We start from the raw sequence: 12,832 nt of genomic DNA, 5'->3' as shown, positions 1-12,832 counted from the left end.
ATACGAATGGGAGCGGACCGGACGGCCGAGAAGGCGCTCTTGCGGGAGCTCGGCGGCTGTGCTGCTACACCGGGGGCCAGGGGATCGCCGGCCACTCCCCGCTGGGCTCGGGATGTTTCCCCGAGGCGAGCAGCGCGGCGACCCGCGCGCGGGTGGCCTCGATCTCCGCGCCGGTGATCAGCGGCTGGAGCCGGGCCGTGAGGGGACCGCCGTCCGCCAGATTTTTCCTGAGACCTTCGAGGACGTGGACGGCCTCCTGTGTGAGGGGCTCTCCCGCCCACCCCCACAGCAGGGTCCGCAGCTTGTTCTCGACGTTGAAGGTGACCCCGTGGTCGATCCCGTACAGCCGCCCCTCGCCGATCGGCAGCAGGTGCCCGCCCTTGCGGTCGGCGTTGTTGAGCACCGCGTCCAGCACCGCGAGCCGCCGCAGGCGCTCGTCGTCCGCGTGGACGAGGAGCGCGGTGCGGCCTTCGCCGACCTCGGCGAAGCCGATCGCCTTCCAGCCCGGCTCCGGTTCCTCGGCGTCGACCAGCGCGAGCAGCTCCGCCTCCGGCGTCGCCTCGACCCAGAGCTGGCACATGCCCTCGCCGTAGGGGCCGTCCCTCAGCACGGTGGGCGGGACGAGGCCCCAGCCGGTCGCCTCGGAGACCTCGTACGCGGCGACCTCGCGCTGGGCGAGCGTCCCGTCGGGGAAGTCCCACAGGGGCCGCTCCCCGGCGACCGGCTTGTAGATGCAGGCCGCGTCACGGCCGTCGAGGGAGACCGTGCAGTACAGGGCCGCGTTGGACGCCTCACGGATGCGTCCGCGCACGGCGAGTTCGCCCCGGGCGAGCAGTTCGGCGGCGTCCGGAGGTGTCACGCTCCGCGGCGGTATCCGTTCTGGCGCGGACATACGTGTCCTTCCGGGTCGAGCGGGAGGCTGCACAGCGGGCACGGCGGCCGCCCGGCGTTGACGATGTCGAGGGCGCGCTTGGCGAAGGCCCTCGCCTGCGCGCCGGTGAGCCGCACCCGCAGCATCGGAGGCCCGTTCTCCTCGTCCTGGAGCAGCCGCTCCTCCGCCTCGGCGAGGTCCTCCTCGGTGTCGGCGTCGAGCTCGACGAGCGCCTGCGCCTCGACGATCATCAGCTGCTCCTCGCCGTCCCAGGCGAGCGCCATCGTGCCGACCCTGAACTCCTCCTCGATGGGGGTGTCCAGCGGGGCGGTGTCGGTGATCTCCGACGGTGCGACGGCGGGGACGGCGGCGCTGCCCCCGCTACGGCGTACGACCTCGTCGAGCAGTTCGTCCATGCGTTCGGCGAGTGCGGCGACCTGGGTCTTCTCCAGGGCCACGCTGGTCACCCGGGAGCCGGCGGTGGCCTGGAGGAAGAACGAACGGCGCCCGGGCAGTCCGACCGTACCGGCCACGAAACGCTCCGGATGGTCGTAGAGGAACACCTGACGGGACACGTCCTGTCTCCATTGGAATCGTGGGAACCGTGTGACTACGGCACTGCTGCGACCGCTTCACCCTACTGCGGCCGACGATCACGGTGCGCCCGCACCACCCCCGACGGGGGCCTCCTCGCCCGGCGGTTCCTCGCGCGGCACCAGGGACGTGAAGTCGCCCGTGTCGCCGAGGCGGACGAGAAACGGACGCAGCCGCGTGTAACGGATCGCGGTGATGGAACACGGTTCAACGGAAATCCGCTGGAAGAGGTCCAGATGAAGCCCGAGTGCGTCCGCGACGAGCGACTTGATGACGTCGCCGTGCGAGCACATGAGGTAGACGGCGTCGGCGCCGTGGTCGCGCTCCACGCGCGCGTTCCACTCGCGTACGGCCTCGGCGGCGCGTGTCTGCATGGCCCGCATCGACTCGCCCCCGGGGAACGCCGCGGCGGACGGGTGCGCCTGCACGACCTCCATCAGGGGCTGGTCCTTGAGCTCGTCGAGCTTGCGCCCCGACCAGTCGCCGTAGTGGCACTCGCCGATGCGCTCGTCGGTGTGCGGGCTGAGGTCCGGCCGGGCCCGGAGAAGGGGCCGGATCGTCTCCTGGCAGCGCTGGAGCGGGCTGGTGACGATCTCGGCGAGGGGCAGTTCGGCGAGCCGCCCGGGCAGCGCGGCGGCCTGCGCCGCGCCGCGTTCGTCGAGGGCGACACCGGGTGTCCAGCCGGCGAGCAGTCCCTCGGTGTTGGCGGTGGAACGTCCGTGCCGGACCAGGATCAACGTGGGCATGCGGTCCAGCGTAGGCGCACGCGCGCGTACGGTGTCGTTCGAGTGACGGGAGACTCGCTTCGTGATCGTCGACTGTGCCATCTACCGCGAGGGACACCGGTCGGAAGGGCCGGAGGACTTCTCCGACGCCCTGGGTGAGGCCCGGGCGGCGGGCGGTTTCGTGTGGATCGGGCTGCATGAGCCGACAGAGCGCGAATTCGACGTCGTGACCCAGGAGTTCGGGCTGCATCCGCTGGCCGTCGAGGACGCCCTCAAGGCCCACCAGCGGCCCAAGCTGGAGGTGTACGACGACTCGCTCTTCGTGGTGCTGAAGCCGGTGGCGTACGAGCCGCACAGCGACACCGTCTCCACCGGAGAGATCATGATCTTCCTGGGCGACGCGTTCGTCGTCACCGTCCGGCACGGCGAGGGCGCCCCGCTCAAGGCCGTACGGCGCCGGCTGGAGCAGGAGCCGGACCTGCTGGGCACCGGTCCCACCTCCGTCCTCTACGCGGTCGCCGACGCCGCCGTCGACCACTACCTGGAGGTCGCCACCGAGCTGCAGGCCGACCTGGAGGGACTGGAGGCGGAGGTCTTCTCGCCGGACGACGGGGGCTCGCGGCACACCGCGTCCCGGATCTACAACTTCAAGCGGCAGGTCCTGGAGTTCCGCCGGGCGACCGGGCCGCTGGCCCTGCCGATGAGCCGGCTGGCGGGCACGGCACCCGCCGGCGTGGCCGTGCCGTTCGTGGACGACCGGGCGCGGCCGTTCTTCCGCGACGTCAGCGATCACCTCACGCGCGTGAACGAGTCGGTGGAGAACCTGGACCGGCTGGTGTCGGACATCCTCAACGCGCATCTGGCGCAGATGAGCGTCCGGCAGAACGACGACATGCGGAAGATCTCCGCGTGGGCGGCCATGGCCGCGATCCCCACGATGATCGCGGGGATCTACGGCATGAACTTCGAGCACATGCCCGAGCTGCGGTGGGAGTGGTCCTACCCGGCGCTGATCGCGGTGATGGCCGTGCTCGAGGTGCTGGTGTTCCGGCTGTTCAAGCGCCGGGGCTGGCTGTAGGGCGGAGCTGCGGGCGGGCCGGCTCAGGCGAACTCGGGGGCCGTGGACGCGGGTCCGCCGAGGGCGTCGCGGCGCTCGGGCATCTTCAGCGACACCATCCGGCGCCAGCCGCCCAGCCGTTCGTAGGCGTACATGGCGTGGATGCCCGCGGCGAGCACCGCCGACTTGGCCCGGGACCAGCCGAGGATGCGGCCCATGTGCGCCATGACGGCGAGGCTGACGTCCCGGTAGATCCGGATCTCGGCGAGCGCGCAGGCGCGCAGGGTCCGCTGGATGGCCCGGCCGTGGCCCGCGTAGGCGAAGCGCAGCAGTTCCTCGTGGCAGTAGGCGAGGTGGTTGTCCTCGTCGTGGGAGATCTGCTTGACGGCGCGGCCGATGTCGGGATCGTCGGCGAAGTGCTTGCGGAGCAGTTGCATCTGCTCGGAGGCGCGCTGTTCGGTGACCCTGCTGTGCGAGAGGTACGTGACGATGTCCTGGACCGTGAGCCGCTCGTCGCGGCCCAGCTGCTCGTGCGCGAGGCCGATGCCGTTCTTCTCCAGGAGCATCGTGTAGTCGGTCTCCGGCGGGACCGGGACGGGGTCGAGGCCGCGCTTCTTCAGCAGGGCGTTGAAGATCCGGCCGTGCTTGTCCTCGTCGGCGCCGTGCCGGGTGATCTTGGGGGCGAGTTCCCGCTCGCTGTCGGGGACCAGCGCGGCGATTCGGGCGTTCTCCCAGCCGCCCTGGGACTCGCCGCTCGCGGCGATGGAGCAGAACAGGGCGAAGGCCTCGTCGTCGGCGAGGATCTCCTGGAACACACTCTTGGCCGAAAGCATCGTGAGCACCTCTCCCGCGCACGTGCGCGTGCTGCGTGATTCCGCAGGTTTCCGCAAGGAACGAGTCAAATGCGGGAGGAAAGGCGCGGCAACAGGTGCGACGGACAACTCCGCCGAATGGAGGACAGGCGAGTCCGGCACGGCCGCGGGGGTCTCTGCCGCCTGGGGCGGTGAGATCCCCGCGTAACCGCGGGGGGCGCGGGGCGTTGTTCTGCGTGACGGCCGTGGCGGGGAAGACCCCCGAGCCCCCACCACGGCCGCAGACAACTCCGCCGGGTGGCGTCGTGTCAGGCGAGCCCGGCGCGCTCCAGGGCCTCGGTGCCGGCGCGGAGAGACGCGAGCCGCTCGTCGAGGGTGAAGCCGGCCGGGGCCAGGCTCAGGGTGGTGACGCCGGCCTCCGCGTAGGCCTTCATCCGGTCCGCGATCCGGTCGACGGACCCCAGCAGCGTGGTCTTGTCGATCAGCTCGTGCGGGACGGCGGCCGCGGCGCCCTGCTTGTCGCCGGACAGGTACTTGCCCTGGATCTCGGCGGCCTCCTTCTCGTAGCCCATGCGCTGGGCGAGCTGGTTGTAGAAGTTCTGCTTGGGGCTGCCCATGCCGCCGACGTACAGCGCGGTGTAGGGGCGGAAGGTGTCGGCGAGCGCGGCGACGTCCTTGTCGTCGCCGACGGCGAGCGGGACGGTCGGGCAGACGTCGAAGCCGTCGAGGGTCTTGCCGGCCTTCTCGCGCCCGGCGCGCAGGTACTTGATCGTCGTCTCCTCCAGGTGGTCGGCGGAGGGGAAGATCAGCAGGGCGCCGTCGGCGATCTCGCCGGTCTGCTCGAGATTCTTCGGGCCGATCGCGGCGATGTACAGCGGGATGTGCTCGCGCTGCGGGTGCACGGTCAGCTTGATGGGCTTGCCCGGGCCGTCGGGCAGGGGCAGCGTCCAGTGCTGCCCCTCGTAGGACAGGCGCTCGCGCGTCATGGCCTTGCGGACGATCTCGACGTACTCACGCGTGCGTGCCAGGGGCTTGTCGAACTTGACGCCGTACCAGCCCTCGGAGACCTGCGGGCCGGAGACGCCGAGGCCGAGGCGGAAGCGGCCGCCGGAGAGGGAGTCGAGGGTGGCCGCCGTCATGGCGGTCATCGCGGGCTGGCGGGCCGGGATCTGGAAGATGGCGGAGCCGACGTCGATGCGTTCGGTCTGGGCGGCGACCCAGGTCAGTACGGTGGCGGCGTCGGAGCCGTAGGCCTCGGCGGCCCAGCAGACGGCGTATCCGAGCCGGTCGGCCTCCTGGGCGACGGCCAGATTGTCCGCGTCCATTCCGGCACCCCAGTAGCCGAGGTTGATACCGAGCTGCATGCCGAATCCCCTTACCGATCAGTAACGTGCATGTGCGGAGACCTTAGCGTGCGGCTCGGCGGGGACCTAGGTGTATGGGCCCGGCCGCGGGCAGCGGTGCCGGAACAACTCGCGGCCGGATCCGCGAAATCGGCTGTCCACAGCCCACCACAGGGAAGGCTCTGGCCAGTAATCTCGGCGTTCATGGAGCAGAGGCATCTCGGCCGCACCGGCCTGCGTGTGTCCCGGATCGGGCTCGGCACCCTGACCTGGGGACGGGACACCGACGAGCACGACGCAGCGGACTTGATGAAGACGTTCTGGGAAGCGGGCGGGACCCTCGTCGACACCGCGGACGTGTACGGCGACGGAGACGCCGAGTACCTCCTCGGCAGGCTCATGGACGGCCTGGTGGCCCGCCGGGACCTGGTCATCTCGACCAAGGCCGGCAGCGTGCCGGACCCCGACCGCCGCTTCGACACCTCCCGCGGCCATCTGCTCTCCGCGCTGGACGCCTCGCTCTCCCGGCTCGGCACCGACTACGTCGACCTGTGGCACGTGCACGCCTTCGACCCGGACACCCCGCTGGAGGAGACCCTCCAGGCCCTCGACCTCGCGGTCGCGAGCGGCCGGGCCCGCTACGCCGCCGTCTCCAACTTCTGCGGCTGGCAGCTCGCCAAGGCCGCGACCTGGCAGCTGGCGGCCCCCGGCACGCGGACCCGGCTGGCGGCCACGCAGCTGGAGTACTCACTGCTCCAGCGGGGCGTCGAGCGCGAGGTGCTGCCTGCGGCGCTGGACCTGGGCATCGGGCTGCTGCCGTCCTCACCTCTGGGGCGTGGCGTGCTGACGGGCAAGTACCGGGGCGACACCACCCCGCCGGACTCGCGCGGTGCCTCGGAGCATCTCGCGCCGTTCGTCGCGCCGTACCTGGACGACACGGCCAGGCGCATCGTGGACGCCGTGACCACCGCGGCCGACGGTCTCGCGGTGACACCGCTCCAGGTGGCGCTGGCCTGGGTCCGCGACCGGCCGGGAGTGGCCGCGCCCATCGTCGGCGCGCGCAACGCGCAGCAGCTCACGGCGGCGTTGTCAGTGGAGACCCTTAGTCTTCCTGACGAGATCTGCCGGGCGCTCGACGACGTGTCGGCGCCTGTGCACCGCTATCCCGATCACGACTGGAGCACGCTGTGAGCACGGAGCCGGAGACCACGGAGGACGCCGAGCCGGGGACGCCGACCGGTGGTGCGCAGACCGAGGGGGCCGAGGAGCCCGGGGCGGATGCGGCCGGTTCCGGTGATGTGTCCGAGGCCGAGGGGGCCGAAGGGGACGCGGCCGATGCCGGTGAGGTGTCCGAGGCCGAGGCCGAGCTGCGGGCCCAGCGCCTGGAGCGGGAGCGCATCGAGCAGCGCAAGGCCGGGAAGAAGGCGCCGGTCGAGGCCGGCACCAAGCTGAGCGGCAAGGCCGCCGATCTCCTCGCGGCCGTACGGGCCGTGGAGAGCGGCGAGAAGCCGGTCGCCGCGGTGTTCGCGGAGCCCGAGCCCGCCCCCCGCCGCTCCGCCCCGGAGCCGGTCCGACGGCCACAGCCGGCCGCGGCCGGGACCGCCGCCGCGTCGACGGCCCCCGCGCCGGCCGCGGTGCAGGCCGTGCGGCAGGTGCTCGGCGAGGGCGGTGCCCCCGAGGTGCTCGCACCGCAGGTGGCCGCCGCACTCGGCGAGGGAGCCGACGAACTTCTGCGGGCCGATCCGTGGCAGCTGCTGCGGGTCGCCGGTGTGCGTCCCGAGCAGGCCGACGGGTTCGCCCGGGCCCTGCTCGGCGCCGAGTGCGGCCCGGACGACGAGCGGCGGGGCCGGGCCGTCACCGTCTGGCTCCTGGAGCAGGCCGCGCTCGCCGGTCACACGGCCCTGGAGATGCCGGCGCTCCTCGCGGCCCTGGCCCAGCGGGGCGTGCCTGACCCCAACAGTGCCGTGCAGGACGCGATCGCGGAGGGCGAGGCACTGGTCTTCCAGGACGCCCTGGAGGAGCCCGGTGGCGCGCCTGCCCGTGCGGAGGAGGAGGGCGCGGACGAGGACGACGAGGAGCGTCCGGTCCGTGTCCTGGTCGGCCTGGAGCGGTACGCGCTCGCGGAGGAGAGCCTGGCCGACGGTCTGGCCCGGCTGGTGAACTCGGTGCCCAAGCAGGACGGTTCGGCCGAGGACTGGGAGCGGGCCGCCGCCGCGACCCGGGGTTCGACGGCCGAGCTGCTCCGCGCGGTCGCCGCACACGGCCTGGTCCTGCACACCGGCGGCGAGGCCTCCCTGACCGAGCCCGCGGCACTGCTGACCGCCGCGCACACCCTGGGCCTGCGCGCCTGGGCCGCCACCCACGGCCCGATCGGCCGTAACCGCTTCGCGGCGCTGCTCCGTCGGTCCGGCCACCCGGCGGACCCGGGCGCGGATCTGGCGGCGGCCCTCCCCGGGCAGGTCGTCCCCGGGCAGGCCGTCCCCGGGCAGACCGCCGAAACGGCCGATGCCGCTCCCGGCGCCCACGCCCCCGTGGTCACCGTCGCCGGGCTGCTCTCCGGGGCCGAAGGACCTGGCCGGGACGCGGACGGGGCGCTGGATCTCGATCTGCTCGTCGTGCTCGACGCGCCGCAGCTGGATGTCGAGACGGCCGCGCTGCTGACGGAGTCGCTGCCGGACGGGGCGCGGCTGGTGCTGGCCGGGGATCCGGCGGTGCTGTGGTCCGTCGGTCCGGGCCGGGTGTTCGCGGATCTGCTCGCCGCGCGGATCTGCCCGCAGATCGCCTCGCGGCAGCCGGATCCCGGGCCGCTGGGCGAGCTGGTCTCCGGTATCGGCGTCGGTGAGCTGAACCAGGTGGAGGCCCCCGGCAAGGAGGTCGTGATCGTGCCGGTGCGGGACGCGGGCGAGGCCGTGCACCGGACGGTGCAGCTCGTCGCGGACTCGGTGCCGCGGGCGATCGGCGTACCGGCCGAGCAGACGCAGGTGATCACGCCGGGGCACGGCGGCGCCGTCGGCACGCGTGCGCTCAACGCGGCGTTGAAGGAGCGGCTCAATCCGGGCCCGGGCCGCTTCGGCGGCTTCGACCCCGGTGACCGTGTCGTCCACTCCCCCGTGCCGGGCCGTGCGCTGCCGGGCCGCGTGGTGAAGGCAGATGCCGAGGGGCTGCATCTGGCGTGCGAGGGCGAGGACGTCGTCGTACCGAAGGAGCGGGTGGAGCAGTCCGTGCGGCACGGCTGGGCGCTCACCGCGCACCAGGCGGTGGGGAGCCGGTGGCCGGCGGTGGTCGTGGTGCTGCCCGGCGATGCCGCGCAGGCCCTCAGCCGGCCGTGGGTGTACACGGCGTTCGGGCGGGCCGACCGCCATCTGTCCGTCGTGCACGGCGTGGAACAGGCCTTGGCCAGGGCTGTGGCCGAGGTTCCGGCGAAGCCCCGGACGACCCGGCTTCCGGTGCTGCTCGCCCCGCAGATCAGCGGCTGACGACGACGGCGGTGGTCACGGGGCGGCCCCGTGACCACCGCCGTCGGGTGGCTGACGTGTGCGCTCAGCGGCGGTCCGCGTCGAGCGGTTCCAGATCCTCGTCCTCGTCCAGGTCGGTGTCGAGGTCGTCCTCGGCCTCGTCCACCACCTCGTCGTCCTCGTCGTCGACGTCGTCGAACACGGCGCTGACGTCGAAGCGGCAGACCACACTCTGCGGATCGACCTGCTCGAACGGCGCCTCCAGCCACTCGCCGGGGTCGGCCGGTTCCTCCGCCGCCGTCACCCAGAGCGTGGAGTCGCCCTCCTCCAGCCCGAACTCCTTGTGCCGGGAGGCGATCTCGTCCGGTTCGAACTCGCCGAAGAGGAGGCCGAGCGCACCGTGGATCGTCCCGGAGGCGGCCGGGCCGTCCTCGCCCTCCGCGGCCTCGATCCGCTGGGCATGGGCGAGCAGCCGCTGTGGCTCCGCCACCGCGTAGTCGCGGCGGATCAGTACGCTCAGCGCGTTCGGTTCCTCGGGCCCCGTGTACGGGGGCAGCGCGTCCTCCGTACCGGGGATCTCGAAGGGTGTGACCTCGTCGTAACGGTCATAGAGCAGTTCGTCGTACACCTCTGCGGCCGCGGCCAGCTGGTTGAACGCCTCGTAGACGGCCGGGTCGTCCTCCCCCGACCTGCGTTCGACCGCGGCCAGGTGGCGGTCGAGCGCGGTCTTGACCGCCTCGGCGGCGGCGCGTACCTCGGCAGCGGTGGGCTGCGCAGCATCAGACATAGTGCAGACGCTATCCGTACCAGGCCCCAGCCCGCACAATAGATGCGATGCCGGAATACGAATTTGTCGACGTGTACGTGCCGCGCGGGGTCTCCCGCAAGGAGACGGCACGTCTGTTGACCGACCACGCCGAGTACGGACACTGGGAGTTGCACCGTCTGAGCCTGCTGCGCGACGGCAGCCGCAAGGTGCGGTTGCGCCGGCGGATCATCCGTCAGGTGCGGGCCACGTGGTGAGCTGAGACGGGGCACTGGGAGAAGGCACACACGGGAGCGGGCCCCGCATCGGCGGGGCCCGCTCCGTTTTCCGCTGGTGCCAGGCCTTGGCTCGGCCTTCCCCGGGGCTGTCAGGCCGAGGTGCGCGCCTTGCGGTAGAGGATCGAGCCCGCGAGCAGCGCGCCCGCGCCGGCCGGCAGGGCGAGGCCGAGCGGCAGGTCGCTGCCGGTGCTGGCGAGCTGGGCGTCGCCCTTGGGCTGGGTGACGAACTGGCCGCCCAGCTCGTTGCCGTCCGACGAACCGCCCGGCTTCTCGCCGGGCGGGGTGCCGGGGTCGTCCGGGTGTCCGGGCTTGCCGGGGTCGCCCGGGTTTCCGGGACCGTCCGGACCACCGGGGTCGCCCGGGTTTCCGGGACCGTCCGGACCACCGGGGTCGCCCGGGTTTCCGGGGTTGCCCGGGTCGCCCGGCTGTCCCGGGTTCTCGTGGCCGCCGCCGGGCGGGTCGGTGTGATGCCCGCCGGAGCCGCCGTTCGCGCAGTCGTTGCCCGTGCTGGAGTTGCCGGCGCCGATGACGTCGACGCTGTTGCCGCAGACGTTCACCGGCGCGTAGACCGGCGCCTCGACATGGTTGCCCGAGCCGACGCCGGGCGAGTCACCGGCATGGCCGCCGGCGTGCGAGCCGCCGTTACCGCCTGAATCGCCGTATCCCCCCGACGACGATCCACCGCCCTCGTTGGCACACGAGTTGCCCACCGACGGGTTGAGGACACCGATCACATTGACCGTGTTCCCGCAGACGTTGACCGGCGCGTGCACCGGCGCCTGCACCGTGTTACCGGACAGCACGCCGGGCGAGCCCGCGCTGGAGCCCTGCGCGCCCGAGTCGGCGTGAGCGGAGCCGCCCGCGGCGGCGATCACGCCGGTCGCGGCCGCCACGGTCATCAGACCCTTGCGGGTGACCTGTCGCATTCCTGAATACCTGCCTTCGGACTGTCTCGAATTCTTCTCGAATTCCTCGAAAGAAGCGTTCGGTCCCGGAGCGCATGGCACGCGCTCCGGGACCGATGGCTCAGAACTCCCCTTGAAGAGCGGGGAGCGTCACTTGTTGACGCAGGTGTTGCCGAAGGCGGGGTTCAGCAGCCCGATCACGGAGACCGTGTTGCCGCAGACGTTCACCGGGACGTGAACGGGCGCCTGAATGACGTTGCCGGACAGGACGCCCGGGGAGTGCGCGGCGACACCCTGGGCACCCGAGTCGGCGACGGCCATGCCCGCGCCCGCGAGAACCAGACCACCGGTGGCAGCCGCAGCAGCGACGACCTTCTTGATCATTATTCCTCCTAGTTGGCAAAGCGACCCATCTTGCGATCGCATTACCTGTAACGAGGAGGGAGTAATGAGGCTACGAGCTTATGGTCGCATTCACCCTTCCCAGTTGATCTCGTACACCCGACCGAATAGCGCTGTTTCGTATGGGCTGCCTCAGGACGCGTCGATGAACCGGTCGAGCACCCGCGTACCGAACTTCAGGCCGTCCACCGGCACCCGCTCGTCCACGCCGTGGAACATGCCGGCGAAGTCCAGCTCCGGCGGCAGCTTCAGCGGCGCGAAGCCGAAGCCCCGGATGCCCAGGTCGTCGAAGGACTTCGCGTCCGTCCCGCCGGAGAGCATGTAGGGGATCGCCTTGGCGGTCGGGTCCTCGGCCAGCAGCGAGGACTGCATCGCCTCCACGAGCGCCCCGTCGAAGGTGGTCTCGACGGCCTTGTCGGCGTGGACGTCCTCGCGCCGCACCTTCGGGCCGAGGATCCGGTCGAGGTCGGCGAGGAACTCCTCCTCGTGCCCGGGCAGGAACCGTCCGTCGACGTGGGCGGTCGCCTCGCCCGGGATGACGTTGACCTTGTAGCCGGCACCCAGCTGCGTGGGGTTGGCCGTGTTGCTCAGCGTCGCGCCGATGAACTTGGCGATGCCGCCGAGCCGCACGAGGGTCGACTCCATGTCCTCCGGGTCGAGCTCGATGCCGAGCGCGTCACCGAGCTCGTCGAGGAAGGCGCGGGTGGTCTTGGTGACCCGCACCGGGAACTTGTGCCGCCCCAGCCGGGCGACGGCCTCCGACAGCTCGGTGATCGCGTTGTCCCGGTGGATCATCGACCCGTGCCCGGCCGTGCCGGCCACGGTCAGCTTCATCCAGTGCATGCCCTTCTCGGCCGTCTGGATCAGGTACAGCCGCCGCTCCTCGCTCACGGTGAAGGAGAATCCGCCCACCTCACTGATCGCCTCGGTGACGCCCTCGAAGAGGTCCCGGTGGTTGTCGACGAGGTAACGGGCCCCGTACGTGCCGCCCGCCTCCTCGTCCGCGAGGAACGCCAGGACGATGTCGCGCGGGGGCTTGCGCCCGCTGCGCATCCGGTCCCGGACGACCGCGAGGGTCATCGCGTCCATGTCCTTCATGTCGACGGCACCGCGGCCCCACACGCAGCCGTCGGCGACCTCGCCGGAGAAGGGGTGGTGGGTCCAGTCGTCGGCGTTGGCCGGTACGACATCGGTGTGCCCGTGGATGAGGAGCGCGGGCCGGGACCGGTCCTCGCCCTCGATCCGGGCCACCGTGGAGGCGCGGCCCGGGTGCGACTCGAAGATCTGCGGTTCGAGCCCTACCTCGGCGAGCTTCTCGGCGACGTACTCCGCCGCCTTGCGCTCGCCCGGACCCGAGTGGTCACCGTAGTTGCTGGTGTCGATCTGGATCAGCTCGCGGCAGAGGTCCACGACCTCGTCCTCGCCGGTGACGTTCCTGGCCGTGTCCGTCTCGCTCACGTGCTTCCTCCCGGTGTCACTGCTGGTGGGTCCCCCTCATCCTCCCTCTCCCCGGCCCGCACCCCAAGACCGGTCCCGGCCCGTCACACGCCGTTCACGCCCGGCCGGGTGCGGGCGGGGGTGATCGGCCACCCCTGAGAGCCTGGTAATGTTTACGTCGTCGCCG

At 71.9% G+C, this 12,832-nt stretch carries 13 protein-coding genes; 4 read left to right on the top strand and 9 right to left on the bottom strand.

Features of this window, described 5'->3' with window-relative positions:
- Positions 1-64: 64 nt before the first annotated feature.
- The 3 genes from ABZ192_RS18460 to ABZ192_RS18450 form a co-directional block, all read right to left on the bottom strand.
- Positions 65-892: an SCO1664 family protein gene (locus ABZ192_RS18460; protein ID WP_356925528.1), complete on the bottom strand. Its 828-nt coding sequence runs from the start codon at positions 890-892 to the stop codon at positions 65-67.
- Positions 856-1,446, bottom strand: coding sequence for a DUF3090 domain-containing protein (locus ABZ192_RS18455; protein WP_086839541.1), 591 nt, complete (start codon positions 1,444-1,446; stop codon positions 856-858). Before ABZ192_RS18455 ends, ABZ192_RS18460 begins: the two co-directional genes overlap by 37 nt.
- 78 nt (positions 1,447-1,524) lie before the next feature.
- A complete protein-coding gene (locus ABZ192_RS18450) occupies positions 1,525-2,211 on the bottom strand; it encodes a histidine phosphatase family protein (protein WP_356925527.1) in 687 nt (228 codons plus the stop codon).
- Between the two features lie 61 nt (positions 2,212-2,272).
- Here ABZ192_RS18450 and corA point away from each other — a divergent pair, with 61 nt between their 5' ends.
- Positions 2,273-3,268 (top strand): magnesium/cobalt transporter CorA, encoded by a 996-nt coding sequence (corA, locus tag ABZ192_RS18445; RefSeq protein ID WP_356925526.1) that lies wholly within the window; start codon positions 2,273-2,275, stop codon positions 3,266-3,268.
- A 23-nt stretch (positions 3,269-3,291) separates the two neighbouring features.
- Here corA and ABZ192_RS18440 read toward each other — a convergent pair whose 3' ends face one another.
- Both ABZ192_RS18440 and ABZ192_RS18435 read right to left on the bottom strand, forming a co-directional pair.
- On the bottom strand, positions 3,292-4,080 hold the full coding sequence (locus ABZ192_RS18440) for a ferritin-like domain-containing protein (RefSeq protein ID WP_356925525.1): 789 nt from the start codon (positions 4,078-4,080) through the stop codon (positions 3,292-3,294).
- 287 nt (positions 4,081-4,367) lie between these two features.
- A complete protein-coding gene (locus ABZ192_RS18435) occupies positions 4,368-5,423 on the bottom strand; it encodes an LLM class F420-dependent oxidoreductase (protein WP_356925524.1) in 1,056 nt (351 codons plus the stop codon).
- Between the two features lie 183 nt (positions 5,424-5,606).
- On the opposite strand from ABZ192_RS18435, the gene ABZ192_RS18430 reads away from it, so the two are divergent.
- On the top strand, positions 5,607-6,593 hold the full coding sequence (locus ABZ192_RS18430) for an aldo/keto reductase (RefSeq protein ID WP_355848605.1): 987 nt from the start codon (positions 5,607-5,609) through the stop codon (positions 6,591-6,593).
- The gene (locus ABZ192_RS18425; RefSeq protein ID WP_356925523.1) at positions 6,590-8,878 is read left to right on the top strand and encodes a helix-hairpin-helix domain-containing protein; all 2,289 of its coding nucleotides are present in this window, start codon (positions 6,590-6,592) and stop codon (positions 8,876-8,878) included. The genes ABZ192_RS18430 and ABZ192_RS18425 overlap by 4 nt, the downstream gene beginning before the upstream one ends.
- Positions 8,879-8,942: 64 nt before the next feature.
- Here ABZ192_RS18425 and ABZ192_RS18420 read toward each other — a convergent pair whose 3' ends face one another.
- Complete coding sequence (locus tag ABZ192_RS18420; protein WP_356925522.1) at positions 8,943-9,644, bottom strand: hypothetical protein; 702 nt, start codon at positions 9,642-9,644, stop codon at positions 8,943-8,945.
- A 47-nt stretch (positions 9,645-9,691) separates the two neighbouring features.
- Between ABZ192_RS18420 and ABZ192_RS18415 the strand changes: the two genes are divergently transcribed.
- Positions 9,692-9,880, top strand: a complete 189-nt coding sequence (locus ABZ192_RS18415; RefSeq protein ID WP_010045410.1) for a DUF5703 family protein — start codon at positions 9,692-9,694, stop codon at positions 9,878-9,880.
- A gap of 110 nt (positions 9,881-9,990) precedes the next feature.
- On the opposite strand, the gene ABZ192_RS18410 is transcribed toward ABZ192_RS18415, so the two are convergent.
- The 3 genes from ABZ192_RS18410 to ABZ192_RS18400 all read right to left on the bottom strand — a co-directional run bounded on the left by ABZ192_RS18410 (position 9,991) and on the right by ABZ192_RS18400 (position 12,666).
- Positions 9,991-10,827, bottom strand: a complete 837-nt coding sequence (locus tag ABZ192_RS18410) for a chaplin (RefSeq protein ID WP_356925521.1) — start codon at positions 10,825-10,827, stop codon at positions 9,991-9,993.
- A 129-nt stretch (positions 10,828-10,956) separates the two neighbouring features.
- Positions 10,957-11,190: a chaplin ChpH gene (chpH, locus tag ABZ192_RS18405; RefSeq protein WP_356925520.1), complete on the bottom strand. Its 234-nt coding sequence runs from the start codon at positions 11,188-11,190 to the stop codon at positions 10,957-10,959.
- A gap of 150 nt (positions 11,191-11,340) precedes the next feature.
- On the bottom strand, positions 11,341-12,666 hold the full coding sequence (locus ABZ192_RS18400; RefSeq protein WP_356925519.1) for a M20/M25/M40 family metallo-hydrolase: 1,326 nt from the start codon (positions 12,664-12,666) through the stop codon (positions 11,341-11,343).
- Positions 12,667-12,832 lie beyond the last annotated feature (166 nt).

Source organism: Streptomyces sp. NPDC006235, assembly GCF_040613735.1.
Lineage (GTDB): Bacteria > Actinomycetota > Actinomycetes > Streptomycetales > Streptomycetaceae > Streptomyces.
This window is presented reverse-complemented; position numbering and strand designations above follow the sequence as displayed.

Excerpts from the sequence above, each read along its gene's own strand:
- ABZ192_RS18460 (WP_356925528.1), bottom strand. The coding sequence starts at position 892 with ATGTCCGCGCCAGAACGGATACCGCCGCGGAGCGTGACACCTCCGGAC.
- ABZ192_RS18450 (WP_356925527.1), bottom strand. The coding sequence starts at position 2,211 with ATGCCCACGTTGATCCTGGTCCGGCACGGACGTTCCACCGCCAACACC.
- ABZ192_RS18440 (WP_356925525.1), bottom strand. The coding sequence starts at position 4,080 with ATGCTTTCGGCCAAGAGTGTGTTCCAGGAGATCCTCGCCGACGACGAG.
- ABZ192_RS18435 (WP_356925524.1), bottom strand. The coding sequence starts at position 5,423 with ATGCAGCTCGGTATCAACCTCGGCTACTGGGGTGCCGGAATGGACGCG.
- ABZ192_RS18430 (WP_355848605.1), top strand. The coding sequence starts at position 5,607 with ATGGAGCAGAGGCATCTCGGCCGCACCGGCCTGCGTGTGTCCCGGATC.
- ABZ192_RS18420 (WP_356925522.1), bottom strand. The coding sequence starts at position 9,644 with ATGTCTGATGCTGCGCAGCCCACCGCTGCCGAGGTACGCGCCGCCGCC.
- ABZ192_RS18415 (WP_010045410.1), top strand. The coding sequence starts at position 9,692 with ATGCCGGAATACGAATTTGTCGACGTGTACGTGCCGCGCGGGGTCTCC.
- ABZ192_RS18410 (WP_356925521.1), bottom strand. The coding sequence starts at position 10,827 with ATGCGACAGGTCACCCGCAAGGGTCTGATGACCGTGGCGGCCGCGACC.
- chpH (WP_356925520.1), bottom strand. The coding sequence starts at position 11,190 with ATGATCAAGAAGGTCGTCGCTGCTGCGGCTGCCACCGGTGGTCTGGTT.